Annotated in this window: 19 protein-coding genes; 5 read left to right on the top strand and 14 right to left on the bottom strand. The window is 45.5% G+C overall.

What is annotated here, in order from left to right; translation table 11 throughout:
* The first annotated feature begins 129 nt into the window (after positions 1–129).
* Complete coding sequence (locus R8O70_RS05270; RefSeq protein ID WP_161440815.1) at positions 130–1080, top strand: helix-turn-helix domain-containing protein; 951 nt, start codon at positions 130–132, stop codon at positions 1078–1080.
* Between the two features lie 44 nt (positions 1081–1124).
* Here R8O70_RS05270 and R8O70_RS05265 read toward each other — a convergent pair whose 3' ends face one another.
* Positions 1125–1652: a TetR/AcrR family transcriptional regulator gene (locus R8O70_RS05265; protein ID WP_005373975.1), complete on the bottom strand. Its 528-nt coding sequence runs from the start codon at positions 1650–1652 to the stop codon at positions 1125–1127.
* A gap of 122 nt (positions 1653–1774) precedes the next feature.
* Between R8O70_RS05265 and R8O70_RS05260 the strand changes: the two genes are divergently transcribed.
* Complete coding sequence (locus tag R8O70_RS05260) at positions 1775–1996, top strand: hypothetical protein (RefSeq protein WP_017635120.1); 222 nt, start codon at positions 1775–1777, stop codon at positions 1994–1996.
* Between the two features lie 98 nt (positions 1997–2094).
* Here the strand turns inward: R8O70_RS05260 and R8O70_RS05255 are convergent, their stop codons facing one another.
* Positions 2095–2466: a VOC family protein gene (locus R8O70_RS05255; protein ID WP_005373979.1), complete on the bottom strand. Its 372-nt coding sequence runs from the start codon at positions 2464–2466 to the stop codon at positions 2095–2097.
* A 59-nt stretch (positions 2467–2525) separates the two neighbouring features.
* The gene (locus R8O70_RS05250; protein WP_005388706.1) at positions 2526–3416 is read right to left on the bottom strand and encodes a LysR family transcriptional regulator; all 891 of its coding nucleotides are present in this window, start codon (positions 3414–3416) and stop codon (positions 2526–2528) included.
* A 109-nt stretch (positions 3417–3525) separates the two neighbouring features.
* Here R8O70_RS05250 and R8O70_RS05245 point away from each other — a divergent pair, with 109 nt between their 5' ends.
* Complete coding sequence (locus R8O70_RS05245) at positions 3526–4137, top strand: LysE family translocator (RefSeq protein WP_258624656.1); 612 nt, start codon at positions 3526–3528, stop codon at positions 4135–4137.
* A 131-nt stretch (positions 4138–4268) separates the two neighbouring features.
* On the opposite strand, the gene R8O70_RS05240 is transcribed toward R8O70_RS05245, so the two are convergent.
* From R8O70_RS05240 to R8O70_RS05230, 3 genes are all read right to left on the bottom strand, one after another.
* Positions 4269–4478, bottom strand: coding sequence for a hypothetical protein (locus R8O70_RS05240; protein WP_005373984.1), 210 nt, complete (start codon positions 4476–4478; stop codon positions 4269–4271).
* 105 nt (positions 4479–4583) lie between these two features.
* A complete protein-coding gene (groL, locus tag R8O70_RS05235) occupies positions 4584–6182 on the bottom strand; it encodes a chaperonin GroEL (protein ID WP_005388702.1) in 1599 nt (532 codons plus the stop codon).
* A gap of 33 nt (positions 6183–6215) precedes the next feature.
* Positions 6216–6506 (bottom strand): co-chaperone GroES, encoded by a 291-nt coding sequence (locus R8O70_RS05230; RefSeq protein WP_005373989.1) that lies wholly within the window; start codon positions 6504–6506, stop codon positions 6216–6218.
* Between the two features lie 267 nt (positions 6507–6773).
* On the opposite strand from R8O70_RS05230, the gene R8O70_RS05225 reads away from it, so the two are divergent.
* The gene (locus R8O70_RS05225; RefSeq protein WP_151515805.1) at positions 6774–7124 is read left to right on the top strand and encodes a rhodanese-like domain-containing protein; all 351 of its coding nucleotides are present in this window, start codon (positions 6774–6776) and stop codon (positions 7122–7124) included.
* 93 nt (positions 7125–7217) lie between these two features.
* On the opposite strand, the gene R8O70_RS05220 is transcribed toward R8O70_RS05225, so the two are convergent.
* From R8O70_RS05220 to R8O70_RS05205, 4 genes are all read right to left on the bottom strand, one after another.
* Entirely contained in the window at positions 7218–7616 is a 399-nt protein-coding gene (locus R8O70_RS05220) for a GFA family protein (RefSeq protein ID WP_206954549.1), read from the bottom strand.
* Positions 7617–7867: 251 nt separating this feature from the next.
* Positions 7868–8131: a DUF3012 domain-containing protein gene (locus R8O70_RS05215; protein ID WP_005373992.1), complete on the bottom strand. Its 264-nt coding sequence runs from the start codon at positions 8129–8131 to the stop codon at positions 7868–7870.
* Between the two features lie 194 nt (positions 8132–8325).
* Positions 8326–9345 (bottom strand): type 2 isopentenyl-diphosphate Delta-isomerase, encoded by a 1020-nt coding sequence (gene fni, locus R8O70_RS05210; RefSeq protein ID WP_258457521.1) that lies wholly within the window; start codon positions 9343–9345, stop codon positions 8326–8328.
* A 238-nt stretch (positions 9346–9583) separates the two neighbouring features.
* A complete protein-coding gene (locus R8O70_RS05205) occupies positions 9584–11383 on the bottom strand; it encodes a cation:proton antiporter (protein ID WP_005373994.1) in 1800 nt (599 codons plus the stop codon).
* A 440-nt stretch (positions 11384–11823) separates the two neighbouring features.
* Between R8O70_RS05205 and R8O70_RS05200 the strand changes: the two genes are divergently transcribed.
* On the top strand, positions 11824–14487 hold the full coding sequence (locus R8O70_RS05200) for a DUF2339 domain-containing protein (protein ID WP_054576171.1): 2664 nt from the start codon (positions 11824–11826) through the stop codon (positions 14485–14487).
* A gap of 88 nt (positions 14488–14575) precedes the next feature.
* Here the strand turns inward: R8O70_RS05200 and R8O70_RS05195 are convergent, their stop codons facing one another.
* From R8O70_RS05195 to R8O70_RS05180, 4 genes are read right to left on the bottom strand one after another with little or no spacing between them, the layout of a single operon-like run.
* Entirely contained in the window at positions 14576–15616 is a 1041-nt protein-coding gene (locus R8O70_RS05195) for a flagellin (protein WP_042523339.1), read from the bottom strand.
* 18 nt (positions 15617–15634) lie between these two features.
* Positions 15635–16534, bottom strand: a complete 900-nt coding sequence (gene flgL, locus R8O70_RS05190) for a flagellar hook-associated protein FlgL (protein WP_005373998.1) — start codon at positions 16532–16534, stop codon at positions 15635–15637.
* Between the two features lie 13 nt (positions 16535–16547).
* Positions 16548–17921 (bottom strand): flagellar hook-associated protein FlgK, encoded by a 1374-nt coding sequence (gene flgK / locus R8O70_RS05185; RefSeq protein WP_005374000.1) that lies wholly within the window; start codon positions 17919–17921, stop codon positions 16548–16550.
* Positions 17922–18470 (bottom strand): rod-binding protein, encoded by a 549-nt coding sequence (locus tag R8O70_RS05180; protein WP_005374002.1) that lies wholly within the window; start codon positions 18468–18470, stop codon positions 17922–17924.
* Positions 18471–18475 lie beyond the last annotated feature (5 nt).

Raw genomic sequence — 18475 nt, 5'->3', positions numbered from 1 at the left:
AGAAAGTATTGCCAAATGTGTTCCGTAGCGTTATCAAAAACTGGCAACATTTATAAACCAATAATAAACAATAAGTTATGTAAATACTGCTCCAACATGACTCACAAAAAAGGAATGAGCATCACAAGGATGAGTAACCAAATGCCCCAAACTGCACCAATGCTGTGCATCCATCACACTAAGGATGCAAACCAACAAGCTGCGAGTCTGATAAACTGGCAACAGGAATATGACCAACTCAGCGATGGTCGATTTTTAGGTCAAATTCGAGAACGACGATTTCCCAATTTCCATGTGTTTCGTGAAGACAGTAACCGCTCGCTAAGACAGCAATGCAGGGTTGAAGAGGGAGGTATTTGGTTGGGTTTGAGTGCGGAAAATAAGCCGCTACACCTAAATCACAGTCAGTTTAATTCAAGCCAACTTTTGCTTAGGCAAGGTGGCGCTGATTTTGAGTTAATGACACCGGAGCAGTTTTCTATCTATGGAATAGTGCTCGACAAAAACTTCGTTCACATCATAGAAAATCAACTTGAGCTTGGGAGTATCCAAAACAACACATTACACTTAACGGGTTTGACGGAAAAACACATTCAACAACTTAAATACTACTTAGGCACGTTACTTGGTTCCGCCGAGCCAAGATGGTCTGAAACCACACATCAAGCAATCTTAAAAGATATTGTGCTGGAGTTGTTCTCACTCAGTTCACTGCACACGAGCCATCCGATATCAATCTCTCATCGTCAACACGTGATGCACCGTATAAAACAACAGCTACAGGATCTAGACTACCGTACACCGATAACCGTCAGTGAACTGTGTGACGCAGTACACGTCAGTCGTCGCACACTACAGTACACCTTTGAACATTGCTGTAATACTTCCCCAAAGCAGTTCATACATCGAATGCGCCTGAATCAAGTACGTAGAGTGCTACAAAACCCTGAAGATAATCGAACAATTGCAGAAATCGCTTTTGACTTTGGTTTTTTCCATCTCGGGCAGTTCAGTCAAAGCTACAAGCGGCTATTTGGTGAGACGCCAACTGAAACGAGAAAATGGGAGCCCAGCAAATAAAATGACAGGCAGTATATTCTTTCAGATCCTGCGTTGGGGCCATGTTATGCAGTCGCAATGATTTGCTGAAACTTAGCATGAAGCTCTTCAAGTGCCGCTTCAACATCCGGTTCTGCACGGCTCAAGTGCGAGATTAACGTCATAAAATAGCAGTCAAAAATCAGCGGTATTTTTCCCTCAAGGACGGAGCTTCCGTTTACAGATTGAAACAAAGCTTGGTTAAACGACTGATAATAATCCAAATCCCAAATCACTTCTTTCAACAAAGCTCGGCTCAGCTCAACGTTCGCAAAATAGTAGCGATAGTATTTCTCCGTCAGCGCCAAACCAATGTCGATATCGGTTTTACCTTCCACACTGACTAGCGTTTCTTGGCTGATCTGTTGCAGTTGCGCCAGCATCCCTTCGCGCAAAATCGACAGTTTAGTCGGGAAATGGCTAAACACTGTACCATCGGCTACTCCTGCTTCTCTCGCTATCTGCCTTGTGGTCGTCATGTCATAGCCATTTTGAGCAAAAGATGCCCATGCGGCTTTTAGAATTTTATCTCTGGTTTGTTGTCGCTTCGTCATTGATGTGTCTGCTTAATGAGCCTGAAAGGATCATACCTTGCGTGGTTGAGATTGACAAATTGAGCGCGCTCATTTATAAAATTGAGCATGCTCATTTTATATAAAAACAAAAGGAATCGCTCATGTACGTATTAAACAAACTAGGCCAAGGATTGATTTTCTTCCCGACCATCTTCTGCTTTTCGTATATTTTAAGACCGATATTAATGGTCATCCTTATTCCAGGAGGACTCGCACTTTTGGCGTTAATCGGTGGCGCAGAAGTCAGAGCGGAACTCAAAGCCATGCTGCTTGAGGAGTTTTTTGGCGTTAGCCCATCGCACACCACCTCGAAAAAGGCGTGAGTGCGCTACAAACGTTGGCAAGGCTAAGTAAAAAAGAAAACGCGCAGATATCGAGATCTCAATACCTGCGCGTAGATGCGGTGAAAATAAGACTGGCTTTAGTCAGTATTCATGTTCTGGCCAATTCGCCATAAAACGCCACTAGGGTCAAACAAACAACATTCGCGCATGCCCCAAGGTTGCTCGACTAGCTCTGTCAAACGCGAACCAAATTCCTCATGACCCACTTTGGATAAGTGCTGATGCCAACTTTCTGCGTCTTCTACGAGCAAGTGCATCATGAAGTTATTGCCGTGTTCTGGCTCATAAAAATTCTGTAAAAGAAACGCGCAGCTACCTTGAGAGAAGTATGCTACATCACCGAAGTCCGACGCCATTTCAAAGCCAATCGCCTCATAAAAGCGTTTTGATAGCGCGTAATCTTTCGCCGGAACAAATGATTTGATTTCAACAATATTGAGGTTTTCCATTTCCAATTTCCTAAGCCTTTTTCCATAAAACTGACTGACGTAATCTCGCTCTATGCCTTCTATTCGCCTTGCGTAATCTGCTGTGATGACAGTGGCACACACTCTGCCATTTGCGTTTGTAACCACGTGATAAATTTATGTTCGAGTTCTGTACGCTTTTTATCTTGACTCAATAAAACGTAATTGCAACTTGATGGAGAAAACCCAAATGGTGCGACCAAATTACCACGCTTAATATCGTCCATGACAAAAGGATACGATCCCATTGCGACGCCTAAGCCATCCACTGCGGCTTGTATGCAAAAATAAAAATGCGCGAATGATTGCTGAGTGTTGCCGTTGAAAGTTTCACAACGTGTTGATTGCTGCCAATCCGCCCAAGCATTCGGTCTGGTTTGGCTATTCAACAATCGAGCTGCTTTCAAATTGTCTTTAATGGATTGCCAATACTCAGGAGAAAATACCGGCCCCACCCACTCTTCCACAAGAATGGTTTTGTCGTAATCGTGATGCTGCGCAAAATCGTCTCGACGAATCGCCATCGAAAGCCCAGTTGATCCTAATGTTACCGGGCCACCAGCCGTCGACAAACGAACATCAGCACGGTGTTCATCATTAAACGCGGCCAACCTTGGCATCAACCAGCGCATGGTTAATGTCGGTTCACAAGACACTTCAAGATGCTGATGCTTCTCTTGAATAAGCGTATTCACGCCTGTTTCTAGCGTTTGGAATGCCGTTTCTGTGTATGTCTTGAGTAATTCGCCTTCCGCCGTCAACACGACTTTCCTGCCCTCTTTGAAGAACAAAGGTTGAGACAGATATTGCTCAAGTTGCTTGATCTGCTTACTCACGGCTCCGTGAGTAATGTTCAGTTTGTCAGCCGCTTCAGTGTAGCTTGAAGAACTCGCCGCAACGTGGAAGACATAAAAAGATTTCAGGTGACGCATCTGTGAGTTTTTCTCACCAATATGGGAATATTTTTCGATTATAGTCAGTAATAAAGACGCCTACAATTCCGCTACATCCCAGACTTCATCATTCAAACAGGAAACCGATATGGAATTTGTAACTCTTGCGTTATTAGGTGTGCTTATTGTTATTAGCCCTGGCGCAGACTTTGTTTTGGTATTAAGAAATAGCTTAAATCAAGGACGAAAAGCAGGCGTGTACAGTGCGATTGGTATCAGCATGGCGATCAGCATCCACATAGCTTACTCCATGCTGGGGATCAGTTATTTAATTTCACAAAATGAATGGTTGTTTAATCTCGTGCGCTATCTTGGGGCCGCTTATCTTGTCTACCTTGGGATTAAAGGAATATTCTCCTCACAGCCTGCGTCAAACTCAGAAACCATTCAACAGAGCGAGTATTCAATGTGGCGATTTTTCATGCAGGGATTTCTGTGTAATTTACTCAATCCCAAGACGATGCTGTTTTTTCTGAGTATTTTTAGCCAAGTGATTTCTCCCGACTCTAGTCAGCAACACATCGCCTTTTTTTACGGGATTTATATGATTGCGCTGCATGGTATTTGGTTTTCTATCGTTGCTGTTTTATTCACGTCATCCCAGCTACAAGCTTTCTTGTTGAAGATTAAGCATCGACTCAGTCAAGCATGTGGGGCGGGATTGATCATTTTCGGCGCGATGCTGGGCTTAAAGGTGTAGTACGCTTGCGGTCCGATTATCCCAATTCAAATTGATCATTGAACAAGTGGCAGTAATCAATTAAAAATCTACATTATCAATACTTTAAATTAGAAAAAAACAGCCAACGTACGCTGGCTGTTTCGATACAGTTAATGGATGACCCGGGCGTCCCCTTTAAATAACTGAGACAGATCGATAGTGAATATCGTCACTGTCGGACGTTTAGGCAGAGCATTTTCGATCGAAAACTCTGGCCCAGCTGGAACGAGGGGGAAGTGAATAGCAGTCGGCCACGTTGACGAAGCTTCATTACCGCCCGGCTCAGATATTGAGAAAGAAAACGCAGGTAAACGGGTCATAACACTTACCTCAAATGACTGATTAGCGGGCTCAAGCGAGCCCGCTTAGGTTTTACAATGTTATTGTTATTTTAACGCTTACTTAATCACTAATGATTGATGACGTTAGATATCAAGTTCTTTGTCTTCAACGTGGTTGGTGATCATCGCTTCAGTGGTGATCATCAAGCCAGCAACAGACGCAGCGAATTGAAGCGCTGAGCGTGTTACTTTCGCAGGGTCCAAGATACCCATTTCGATCATGTTGCCGTATTCACCTGTTGCAGCGTTGTAACCGTAATCGGCATCACCCGCTTTGACAGCGTTCGCCACAACAGAAGCTTCGTCACCTGCGTTAGTTGCGATTTGACGAAGAGGCTCTTCCATTGCACGTAGCGCAACTCGGATACCCACGTTTTGGTCATCATTGTCGCCTTTTAGATCCGCCAATTCTTTCGCGATCTTAGTTAGGGCAACACCACCACCAGCAACAATACCTTCTTCAACCGCTGCGCGGGTAGCGTGTAGCGCATCGTCCACGCGGTCTTTCTTCTCTTTCATCTCAACTTCGGTTGCAGCGCCGATCTTGATCACCGCTACGCCGCCAGATAGCTTCGCAACACGTTGTTGAAGCTTATCTTTGTCGTATTGAGAAGTGGTTGTTTCTATTTGTTTTTCAATCGAAGCCACACGATCAGCAATCGCGCTTGCTTCTGCTGCGCCACCCACAATGGTTGTTGTGTCTTTGGTGATGGTCACTTTCTTCGCACTACCTAGTTGCTCTAACGTTGCTTTTTCGAGCTCTAGGCCGATTTCTTCAGAGATGACCGTACCAGCAGTTAGTACCGCAATGTCTTCCATCATCGCTTTACGGTTGTCACCAAAGCCAGGCGCTTTCACCGCGGTCGCACGCACGATGCCGCGCATGTTGTTCACAACCAATGTCGCTAACGCTTCACCTTCGATGTCTTCAGCAATGATCAATAGCGAGCGAGAAGATTTCGCCACTTCTTCTAGTACAGGCAATAGCTCGCGGATGCTGCTGACTTTTTTGTCCACCAATAGGATGTAAGGGTTGTCTAGCTCGACGCTGCCATTTTCTTGGTTAGTGATGAAGTATGGCGACAAGTAACCGCGGTCAAATTGCATACCTTCAACCACAGACAATTCGTTGTTTAGACCTTGGCCTTCTTCAACCGTAATCACGCCATTGCGACCCACTTTCTCCATCGCTTCTGCAATGATTTCACCGATCGCGCGATCGCTGTTTGCAGAAATGCTACCCACTTGGGTGATGGATTCTTTGTCACTGCATGGCTTAGACATTTCACGTAGTTTCTCAACCGCCGCTTCAGTGGCTTTGTCGATACCACGTTTTAGGTCCATTGGGTTCATGCCAGAGGCTACCGCTTTAAGACCTTCATTGATGAAAGATTGCGCCAGTACGGTAGCGGTCGTTGTACCGTCCCCCGCTTCATCATTCGCTTTGGACGCCACTTGTTTCACCATTTGTGCGCCCATGTTTTCGAACTTATCTTTCAGTTCGATTTCTTTCGCTACAGACACGCCATCTTTGGTGATGGTTGGCGCGCCGTAAGATTTATCAAGCACAACGTTGCGGCCTTTCGGGCCTAGTGTCACTTTTACTGCGTCCGCCAGTAAGTTCACACCTTTCAGCATTTTTTGACGTGCGTCATTAGCAAATAATACGTCTTTTGCAGCCATGGTTATCTCCTCAAAAAACTACTACAAAAATAATTACTCAACGATTGCTAACACATCAGATTCGGACAGAATTAAGTATTCTGCGCCGTCAATTTTCTCGGTTTTCACGCCGTAACCGTCATTGAAAATGATTTGGTCGCCCACTTTGACTTCCATCGCAGCGCGTTCGCCATTTTCAAGACGTTTACCTAAACCAACAGCAATGACTTTCCCGCGGTTTGATTTTTTCACCGACTGAGAAGTTAAAACGATTCCCCCTTCAGATTTATTTTCCACCTCTTGTCTTTCAACAATTAGCTTGTCATTTAAAGGACGAATTTTCATTTTTAAGTGCCTCCTACTTGGAACCAAAAATAAAAGACAAAATAAACATCAAGATGGATTTGCGAGTCGACAGCTCGCTTTCGATGAAAATAATAAGGTCGAAAAATTAGAGTTCAAGAGGTGAATTTGATAAAAATTTTTTATTAAATTAAATAAAATTTTCTATCGAATTATCGCACTCACAACTACTTAGCATCTCTTTATGATGGAAAATATGCTCAATCAAATCTAGAGTGGTTACGTACTCTTAAAAAGGATAATCAAACAATGAAAAAGGCCGTATCTCTATTTCTTGCAACGTTGTGCGTGAGCTTCCTCTCCCCCAACGTGTCGGCTTCTGAACGCGCTGAACAAGGGTGGCAATTGATTGACAAGGGCGCGATGATTGTCGATGTGCGCACGCCGCAAGAGTTTTCTGAAGGGCATTTGGATAATGCCGTCAACTTCCCTTTATCTGAACTTGATAAACATTTTCAAGACGTCGATAAAGATCAAGCTATCGTGTTGTACTGTCGCAGTGGTAACCGCTCTGGCAAAGCGTATCAATACTTACAATCACAAGGCTTTACGAATCTGCACAATGCCGGTGGCTTAGAAGAACTACAAGACGCCAAATAGTCGTCTCCGTTCTAATATACAAAGTAAAAGCACAGAGCGTGTCGCAAGCGTATTGTAACGCGCTCTGTTTCTAAATACTTATCTACAACAACTCTATTTTGGCCCTGCATCAAATTGAGCCAGGTTATCCGATATCTCGATCCATGGCGCTTTCGACGCGACAAAAATATGGAAATCAGGCTTGTGAGAAGGTGTGTCATCCAAGATACCAAGGCGAATATTGACGATCCCATTGTTCTTTTTCGAATACAGGCTCGATCCGCAGTGGCGACAAAAGCATAGCATGGTATTTTCGCTTTTCTGATAAGTTTGAATATCTTCTTTCCCTTGGATAATAAGCAGTTTATCCAACGCAATACCACCGGCAGATGAATAGTCAGAACCTGTGAACTTGCGGCATTCAGAGCAATGGCAATTTCCCATGTACTTAAATTCATCTGCCACTTCCAACTTTACCTTGCCGCACAGACATGAGCCTTTTAGTACTTCCATTTGAATTCCTTTTTGTTATGAATCTAATTGAATTAGATGGCTATCTCGACACCATGCCATTGCAATACGAAAAATTAAAGACAGGCAATACAGGTTTTCAAAAATGAAACGAAAATGTAAAACTTTCCATTCAGAGGGAAGTGCGCTGACACGTGAAAAATCGAGCTATTTTAGATACAAAAACACCAAGCAATAACGCTTGGTGTTTACCTCACAGAATGTCGCCTCAGAAAAGGCGCTTTCCGCTGTGCTTAAAAAATGCAGTGTTTAGTAAAGCTGGTCGCTTCGTTTGCAGTCCAGTCACCTTTCGGCTTATCTTTCAGGTTTTCACACCATTGCTCGCTGCCGACACCATCTTGCAGAACACAATGCTTTGCAAAGTCTACCGCGTTGTCTGCTGTCCATTCTGTTTTTGGCTTATCGCGCATGTCGTTACACCAGCCTTCAGTGCCCACTTCATCACTACAAGCGGTCAAAGCAGAAGCCGCCAACATCAGCATGACTAGTTTTTTCATAAATTTAAGGTTCCAGTTGCAAACAATAGTAAAATTAAACTCAATCTCTTCAACACGAGCCCATTCAAATGTCTGAATAAAGGCGTCACTAGCTGAAGTGACTTTTGTATCAACTATAACGAAATTATCAGTCTACGTGTTAAGACACCGAAAAATTATTGAGCGACTCTGTGTAAAGCGCGCCATTCTAAAAGCTATAGGCAGCGCGCTTTCGTTAGCTCACCAACCTTAGAAGAGCCAGTACCAAAGCACGTTAAACGCAGCTCTAATGCCATTTGTTCAAAGTGATCGACGACAGACTGCGTGCTGATCGTCGCAGCTTTTAATACCGCACCAGCTTGCCCAATGAGATTAGCCCCCAAATGAATGGCTTTCGCCGCTTCAAGTCCGTTATGAACACCTCCCGAGGCGATCAAGGGTAATGTAGGATGCAGTGCGCGGATTTGAGCCAAACATGTTGCTGTAGGGACACCCCAATCGCGGAAAAGCTCGGCTGCACGCTGCATTTTCGGATTATCTTGGCAATACCCTTCAACCGCACTCCAGCTTGTGCCACCCGCGCCCGCAACGTCAATTGCATCCACACCAGCATCAATTAATCGCTGCGCAACGTGTCCGCTAATACCAAAACCGACTTCTTTGATAATGATAGGAACCTTCACGCGAGATTTAAGCATCTCAATTGCCTGGAAAACACCAACCCAATTGTGGTCGCCATTTTTCTGAAACGCTTCCTGCATTGGATTAACGTGCACAAACAAGGCATCGGCTTGAATCGCCTCAACCGCACGTTGCGCATTATCGAGTTTACCTTTATCGAGCAATTGAGCGGCTCCAAGATTGGAATACAACGGTACTTCTTTCGCCAACTCACGAATGGTTTTACCCAAGCCCGAATGCTGACTTTCTTCTAAGCTAATCCGTTGCGAGCCCACACCCATGGCAATACCTAATTCACTTGCTGCTTCAGCTAAACGACAATTGATCGTTTCTGCGTCTTTTGCTCCGCCAGTCATCGAGCTAATCAAAAACGGTAGCGCTAATTGATGACCAAGAAACTCTGTCGATAAATCGATCGCGTGAAAGTCACATTCTGGCAGCGCACAGTGTTCAAACTCGACAGACTCAAAACCCGCCGTTTTATGCTTCATGCTCATATCATGATGTAAAACAGCATCTAGGTGTAAATCTTTTCGGTTAGTTTGCGGAGCCATAATGTCACCCTAAAGTAAAACAGTCGCGCAGTATTGCGATCCTTATCAGTAACGTCAATGCGAATTTTGTGAATTTGCCGGATTACTTTTCCGAAACGAGTAATGAATCTCGACTGCCCCTGACATTATAAGAAAAGAAACTCGCTTTCCGTTTTAAACAAGCCGGCAAGTTTCTCTTCAAATTGAGATAATCAGCGTACGATACCCATGATGAAAATGGATCACATTGCTCTGTAGTTTACTTTACGCTGTCCGACAGAATTAGCGACACAACAGTGCTTGTCGTCGTTGGTTCAAACTGTTCGGGATCATCACAGAATTGAATTTTTCCTTTTTCTTCTACATGGAACAGCGGTACAACTGAACTACCTTTGTGATGCGCTAAATAATCTTGATACGTGAAGTTATCGCTCAATTTCGTGTGTTTAACCTCTGCACCACGACTTAACATACTGGCTAGCTGGGTATAGCTTACATTGCCGCCCATCAGCAATTTACCATGGTACTCCTGAGCCACGGAGTGCTTCTCGCTGCCATTGCCGTTGGTTTTCACTTTTTGTAAGCAGTGAACTTTATCTTCCCCAAACTCGTCGACGAATTGCATGCAAGCCATAATGTTGAAATGCTGATCGGGCGTTAATGCAACCACTTGTCCAACTCCTATCAAGTTCAAGTTGTCGTCCGCGTGACTAGAAATAGGGTTGCCGTAATAGTAATCCAACCCCAACATACGAACCTGACTGATGTACTCCCAGTTTGAGTCAGTCATTAATACGCGGCGGTCATAACGCGCCAGCGCCTGCCCTATTTCTCTTGCTACTCGGTTAGCACCAATCAACAAGAAGCCGCGTGGTGCTGGCTCTGCAACGCCCAACGTCAGCGCTACAGGACGTGCCGTCGCACTTTGTAACACGACCGTTCCTATAATCACCATGAAGGTCATAGGGACCAGTAAAATCGCTTCATCAATGCCGTATTCGGTCAATTTGATCGCGAAAAGAGACGAAATCGAAGCAGCAACAATACCGCGCGGTGCAACCCAAGACAAAAACAGCTTATCTTTAAGACGCAAGTTGCTGCGGAAGGTTGAAAGAAAAATCGATAACGGACGCGACACTAACTGCATAAATACAAACAACAATAACGCACCGCTACCTAGCGCAGCAAAATCATCCAGACTGATTCGAGCCGCAAGGAAGATGAACAATCCGGTGATCAGTAAAATGGTTAAATGCTCTTTAAAGTGCAGAATTTGCTGAATATTGATGTCTTTAGCGTTTGCGAGCCACATACCCATTACGGTGACGGTTAGTAACCCAGCTTCAGACTCAATGTGGTTAGAGACCGAAAATACACCTAGAACCACCATCAAAACCGCAAATGGCTGCAAATATTCCGGTAGCCAAGAGCGACGCATGATCGTCGCAACTGCATAGCCTGAGGCCGCACCTAGCATGACACCGACAGCAATGATCGTCCCAAACACTTCGACGCTATTTATCGCGCTGTGAGATACGATAAACTCGTAAACCATCACAACAAAAAGCGCACCGAGCGGGTCAATCAAAATCCCTTCCCATCGCAAAATGTTAGCAAGCGTACTGTTAGGTCTTACGGTTCGTAGAAGTGGCACGATGACCGTCGGCCCTGTTACTACGGTTAAGCTGCCGAACAACATGGCAAGCTCCCAAGTAAAGCCGAGGAAATAGTGTGTTGCGATACTGGTCGCCGCCCACGAAATGATCGCCCCGATGGAAACAATGCTCCATACCGAACCACTCACGCCACGAATTTCTTTAAAATTTAAGGTCAAACTGCCTTCAAATAAAATCACTGCCACCGCCAAAGAGACCAACGGAAAGAGCAAATTACCTAATATCTCATCAGGATTTAACCACTGCATAAATGGCCCGACGATCAGCCCTGCCAACAACAAAAATAAAATCGCTGGCAAACGCAATCGCCAAGCTAACCATTGGCAACCTAAACCAATAACCCCAACCGCTGACAGCACCAGCGCTTCATTACCCACTTGCATCAATAATTACCTGTTTTTGTCTTTTTTCGCGTGAATGCGCTATACCCGAATACATTCAGCCTTACGGTCAAATAGAAACAACCGAACGTGCAAATCAAACGACTGACCTTCGATGACATCGCTACGAAACGCACATGTTTGAAGTCCTTTGGCGATCGCATCAGAACTATGAATATAGTTGACCCCCAATGACTTAACGACTCATTTTTGTTCATCAGGTCTTAAAGTGGCACACAAGTGTGCGACTTTGTCGAATTCATCATTACGCATTGAGTTTCATTATGTAGAATGATTTCTGAAGAAAGCGCGGAACCTAGCACTATATGAGGCTAAGGCATAGAGCATGAACTAAGCTTTAGCGTAAGTGCTCAAAGTTAAGAATCGTGGGTCACGCGACGTACGCAAGGAGAAATGGATTGTACGTAATACTAGCACTGTTCATGGCGTGTCTCGCCATCCTCATCGGAGTGAAAGCCGCCAACCGAGCTGCACTTTTAGAAAAAGAACTAACCAAACTTCGTGAGGAAGTCACATCACTACGAGCCAGTGTCCATGGGGGCTCAAACCCACAAGCGCACCAACAATCCAGCATCGAAAAAGACACACCATCTGTAGCGACGTCACCTCACATAGAATCACCACAGAAAAATGTCTCATCCTCTGGGGAACATGATCCAGCTGCCAACCTAGACTTGGACCAGAGCGCTGCGAATCAAGGGTACGCCCAGACAAGAGAAGTGCAACTGGATGTTTTTAGTCAAGAAAATGAGTCATTCCTTCAGAGTAAAGTTCAGAGCCTGCTTAGCAACATTCAAGAAAATTGGTTGGTTTGGGTAGGCGCATTGGCCATGCTGATCGGTGGAGGTTATCTCGTACAGGTGATTGGTAGTCACATCCAGTTTTCGCCATTTATGCGAGTGTCCTTTGCCTTTGTGATCTCATTACTTATGGTGCTTGTTGGCGAGTGGTTTCACCGTAAAGAACAACAGAATCCGCAACGGGCAGCACGAGCCCAAGGCTTTACGTATGTTCCTGCTGCTGTTACCGGTACGGGATTAACGGGCATTTACTGCACCGTCATTTTTGCCTTTGTGGTTTATCAAATGCTAACGCCGAGTATCTCGTTGATCATCTTGGCTTCAGCGGCATTTTTCAGTTTAGCATTATCATTGCGACAAGGGCCGTTAATGGCCGTGCTTGGCTTAATTGGTGGCTACACAGCACCACTGTGGATTGGGGGTAATGAACCCAACTACTTTTTGTTAGCCGGATACATCTGCGCAATTTCGTTCGCGGCGACCTTATTGATGCAAAAAGTGCGTAGGTCATGGATTACGCCAAGTATCGCGATTCCACATGTCATTTGGATGTTGCTGTTGATTGAGAGTACACCAACAGAACTGTTGTTCTCGTGGCTCGCGATTTATCTCTCCATCACTTTGTATCTCATTTTCGCGGTTCCGAGAATGGGTTGGATGCTCAATCCTCGCTTTCGTCACTATCAAAGCAAGTGGACAAACTCGCCGACCGCTACCGCTCTCGCAACTGCTTTATTGACCTTTTCTGCCGTCACCAGAATGCCGGATCTGAACACTCTACAAATGGCGTACTGTTATACGCTGCTTGTTGCGATCATCTGGCTACCAGCACTTCGTACAGGCTGGTCATTACGTGTATTTTTGCCATCCATTCTCGTCTCAGCAACCGCGCTGATTGTTCTTACCATCGCTTTTAATGCGCTGTATATGTTAGAGCGAGAAGCTAGCATCCTATTCGCATTGGCGGTGAGTATTGCGCTGATCTGCTATCGAACATATTGCCAATCACTTAGTGACCGTTCGCAACTCAGTGGGCTGCTTCTGCTGGTACTGGCTCCCGCGATGAGCTTAATTACGTTGTTTTATATTGACGAATTTATGCAAGGCTACCTGTGGTATTGGACTGCATTCTGCGCATTGATGGCCACTTACTACGTTGTGCTTGGTCAGCGTGCACGTTCGTTGGCATTAGAATGCTCTGCCGTTATGCATGCTTTAATCGTAGGTATCGCTTTTGTTTGGTTGAGTGATACTTGGTTAACAACAGCAATCTCAATACAAGTTGCGATAATGGCCTTACAGGCTCAAGTCGGGTTATTTCGACCTGCGAGTTGGGCGATTAAAGTGGCAATGGGAATACTGGTTATCCGACTCACGCTGCTACCTTTCATACCCGAATGGCAACCGGTAGAAGCTGGGCATTGGGCTTGGGTTCTGGTGAGTTATCTGCCTTCTCTCTTCATCTTGTCTTATGCTCGTTCAACACTAAAACAAGTGGACCGAGAACTGACCAACTGGTTTGAAGGGGCGTTTTTACATGTATTCTTAATGGCATTGTTCACCCAAACTAACTACTGGTTAACGGGGCAATATGGTTACTTGGGGAACATCGACTTCACAAGTGCGGCAGTCTTTGCCAATCAAGCATTAGTTATGGGTTTGGTATACAGCTACCGCAGCCAATTTGCGCAACGCTTAAGCCGTATCTACGAAATCTATAGTTACTTGCTTTGGTGCGCGTTCGCTATATTGATTATTTTGCTTAATACGGCAGAATCGCCGTTGGTGACTGATAACGTCTCGGCACAAGCACTTCCCATCTTTAACATGCTGAGTATCGGCTGGCTGTTACCAGCTTGCATCCTGCTTATCGCAACCTTTAAACGCTGGAATACGTTGCAAGTTCATCGATTTGCGATTGCTAGTCTAGGCTTTTTACTTGCAGCCATTTGGTTGGGGATGTCTATCCGTCAATTCTGGCAAACCACATCGATGATGCTGTATCAGCCAACCAGCATGGCAGAGTTGTTCAGTTATTCAGTGGCTGGCTTGCTCGTAGGTGGATTGCTGACTTGGCGCGGCGTGACCCAACAGGGGCTGATGATGCAGCGTGTCGGTCTAGTGGTCCTTGCCGGTGTCGCACTGAAAGTATTCTTATGGGATGTGAGCTCTCTGGATGGGTTCTGGCGAGCAATAAGCTTCTTAGGCTTAGGTGCATCTTTGATAGCACTTGGATGGCTATTCCAGAAATTGAATCGTTCGGTGGCAAAAGCACTCGAGCCCTAGACGAGTCAAAGAGAGATTCCCGACAGTGCGCTGTTTTCGTTATTGGGGGACGATAACAGTGTAAAGCCGGGAATCATTGGAGTGTTCGTTACTTCAGTAAAGCGACCACGGTATGACGACGCACGTTTGCTTGCGCATTCAATGCCTGAAAAGTCGAAGTAAACTCGCCAGACTTTTGCATGAATCCATCCAGTTTTGCATTCACCTCATTGACTGAAAGCTGTGCGGTTTTGGTTTGGATAGAACGCATTTGAGTATTCAGTTCACCATGAAAAGCTTTCGCCTCCTGCAAGCTCGTTTGAACTTGTTTCAGATGCTGATTTACTTTGGCAATCGTCTGCTTGATGCCGTCGCGTGAGCCTAAATCAAACCCGAGCTCCGCAATACCATCTGGCTCAGACTTTAAGTTCAAAACGTTAGGCTGCCCCGCAGGGAATCGGTGCCCTTCCCCCGTTACCATCACCTTTTGCTGCATTTGTTGATAAGCGTTGTCTCTGGCTTCAAATAAAATGCTGCCATCATCGGCTAATGAGGCTCGCATTCCTAACGCAATCAAGCTGCGATCCAGCATTTTGACCGTTCGCTCACCGTCTGATTGTCCATCAAACTGAATCATCACCGCTTGACCTTGAGGAAAATCCAAACGGATTTGCTCGGCCTTGTCGCTTAAGCGATGAACATTCAAACCTGGAATAGAAAAGCGACGAATGTCCGCTTTATCCAGTTTTAAGTGCAGTTCGTTATTTAGGACTTTCTGGCCATCGAAACGTGCTTGCTCAACGACTTTTTGGATGGTGGCTTTAGAGCGAACCAATGTATCCTGCAAACTAGGAACATTTTGTACGCCTTGATTCACAGCTTGCGTCAAACCACGTTTAATTTGCGTGAGCTCTTTGCCAATCACCTGCAGCGATTTGGACGCGATCTGAACCGCCGTGGCTTGCTGCTGACCCTGCGTAAGCTGAATACCAGATACAGAGTAGGCTGACGCAGTGTCAGCCTGAATTTGCGCCGGGCGCGGTTTAATTGCCGTACTTGAGTCTGCAGAACGGGTCGGCATGATAGAGGCTTGTTCTTGTCCACCTAAGCGTATGCTATGGGGTCTAACCTCTACTGTACTCATTACCATAAAAAGAACTTCCTAACCTTATAAACGGTCAAACAGCGACAAACCATCGATCTTCACATAGCTTGCTTGCGTTGCTTGCAAAGCGGCCATGTAATTACTCAATCGTACCGACGCTTCACCATAGTCCAGAGCAGAGAGGTCTCCAGATACTTTGTCAACGAACAGCTTGTTTTCACTGTGCGCGCCACCAACAAGATCTAAGTTGTTGTGTCGACCACCAATCTCAGTCATGGTCCCTAGTACGTTTGAAAAAGTATCGTCGATAGCGCTGATACTCGCCTCAACTTCAGCTCTGAAGTTGGCGGTAGGGCTCTCAAACTCTTTGATCAGCGCATCAATTTGGTTAAGCACGTTATGGCCTCCCCCAAGGTCCAATATTTCTTTTGCAGTCATATTGGAATCCATCGTGACACCTTTAGCAATTGTTACTACGCGCTTGTCACTATTACCTTCAATTACGTAGCTGCCGCTCGCTTTACTTACAGCCGCAGTATCCGTTTTAGTACCAGAGAAAAGGTAGTGCCCTTCTTCATCCTGCGCGTTAAAAGACGACTCAATAGAGTCACGGTAACTCTTAAGCTCTGTAATCATACCGCCACGACTTTCGTCAGTAAGAGAGCCGTTCGCACCCCAAAGCGCGATGTCTCGCATGCTTTTTAAGCTTTCTTTGATCGAATCTAAATGGGTTTCTTGACTCGATAGCGTCGTTTTTACGTTTTCAATGTTGTTTTTGTACTGAGCAATCGCACTGGTTTCTCGGTCTAAGTTAAGCAACTTGATCGAAGCCATTGGATCGTCAGACAGCTTGGTCAAGCGCTTGCCAGTAGACATCTGTTGCAGAGCTTCGCCTAATCCCGCGCTATTGCTCTGCAAGCTGTGCAACATCATTTGACTAAATTGATTGTCACTAATTCGCATCTAAACTTTCCTCTTAGAATAACTGCAGAATAGAATCGAGCAGTTGATTTGCTGTGCTGATCACTTTCATGTTGGCATTGTGCGCATTAGCAAACATCATTAGGTTAGCCGCTTCTTCATCGCTGTTTACGGAACTAACATTATCGCGAGCTGCGTGCGCTTGCTTGTTCATGGCTAACTTCGCTTGATAATCAGCATTAGCTTGGCGTGCTTTAATTGCGGTTTGACCCACCATTGAACTAAAGGCATCGTTCAAGCTTACTGAGCCGTAACCTGATACCGCCACTGGCTTGTTGCTTAACTCGATCAATGATTGCAACGCATCTGCGTTACCAGGTGTTCCATCACTTGAGAACGCAAGCTCATCTGGAGTTAGCTTGGTAATATCCAAACTGGCTGCAGGGTTTGCTGGGTCATAGCTGAACAAAGGTTTACCTGGGTTGCCATTTAAGTCTTTGCCAGTCGCAAGCACGGCGTTGTATTCATCCGCGAGAGCTTTCGCCATGTCATTCAGAGCCAGTTGGTTTGGTTTCAACACTTCGGTTTGATAGTCATTAATCGCACCTAATTTGCCACCAAGCGAGTCACCAATCGCAAAGCTTTGATTCGAGAACGTGACGTGTAAGTCCGCCAAGTAAGGATCACTCGGGTCAGGAATGGCTTCCAGTTTGCCATGGTCCGTACCCATCACAAGCGGTTGACCAGAGGTTAGTGTGACCTGAACACTGCCGTCATGCTGCTGTGTTGTTTTGATTTCAATGGTTTGAGATAACTCACCGATTAACCTATCTCGTTCATCCATTAACTGTGATGGGTTACCACCTGTACCTTGCATCTCTACCAGTTGCTTGTTCACCTTCGCGATATTTTCCATAAGGCTATTCGCGTGGTTAAGCGCTGCATTACGTTGGTCGCTCATGTCTTTATGTTGATTGTATAAAGACTCGGTAAGCGTATTAAAACGGCGGGCCAAAGCTTCAGATTCGTTAATGATCTGCTGGCGGTAGGGTATGGATTCTGGCTTAACGGTCGCATCGTTAAGCGCGGCGTTTAGTGAGTCCAAGCCAGCCGATATACTGAAACCATCGGCACCAAGCGTATTCTCCAGCTGACTCATGTTACTGGTGTATCCAGATGCGTATGCCGCCATACTGTTAGTCGACCACGTTTGCTTAATCAGAAATTGATCAGTAACGCGGCGAATGCTAGTGACTTCTACCCCTAAACCTGGACTTAAGCGATTGGCTTTACCATCATCGACAGACGCCATCAACGCTTGTTGACGACTGTAACCCACGGTATTCACGTTTGCCACGTTTTGCGCGGTTACGTCTAGGGCCACACGGTTCGCGCCTAAACCTGAAAGGGCAATATTAACTAGGTTCATTTACAGCTCCATTTTTCTGATCAACGGCTGAGAAAACGCGGTAGTCATACCGGCCTCACCGAATACCTGTTTAACAGAGGCGACGGCTTGAGAAGCGGTATTAAATAGGCTTGAATTCTTCTCCACCTCTTTAGAATCTACTTGTGAGATAGATTCAGAATTCGAAGCTTTACCATCGTTAGCGGATGAGATGTTGCGCGCAGCATCGAAAGCAACCTCACGCATAGACGGGCTCAGCTGCTGGATGAGCATATTGGCAATGCCTGAGCTCTGTTTCTTTGCTAGTTCCATCGCCAGCTGACCGTCATACATATCACGGAATACCCCTTGTTGCTGACTGGCGAACGGGCTGTCTTTATCAGCAAGAGCATCACTACTGCTGCGCATTTGGCGTAACACCATTTGTAGGAACATTGCCTCAAATTGACCTGCGACGACTTCAAGTGCGCCTTCTTGATCACGACTATGCTTGATGTTAGCCAATGCACTATTGTCGTGATAAAGCATCGAATTTAACTGAGTTTGTTCATTGGTACTGTCTAGCTTCATCCTTA

It is taken from the genome of Vibrio sp. 779(2023) (assembly GCF_033344285.1).
GTDB classification, from domain to species: Bacteria; Pseudomonadota; Gammaproteobacteria; order Enterobacterales; family Vibrionaceae; genus Vibrio; species Vibrio alginolyticus.
This window is presented reverse-complemented; position numbering and strand designations above follow the sequence as displayed.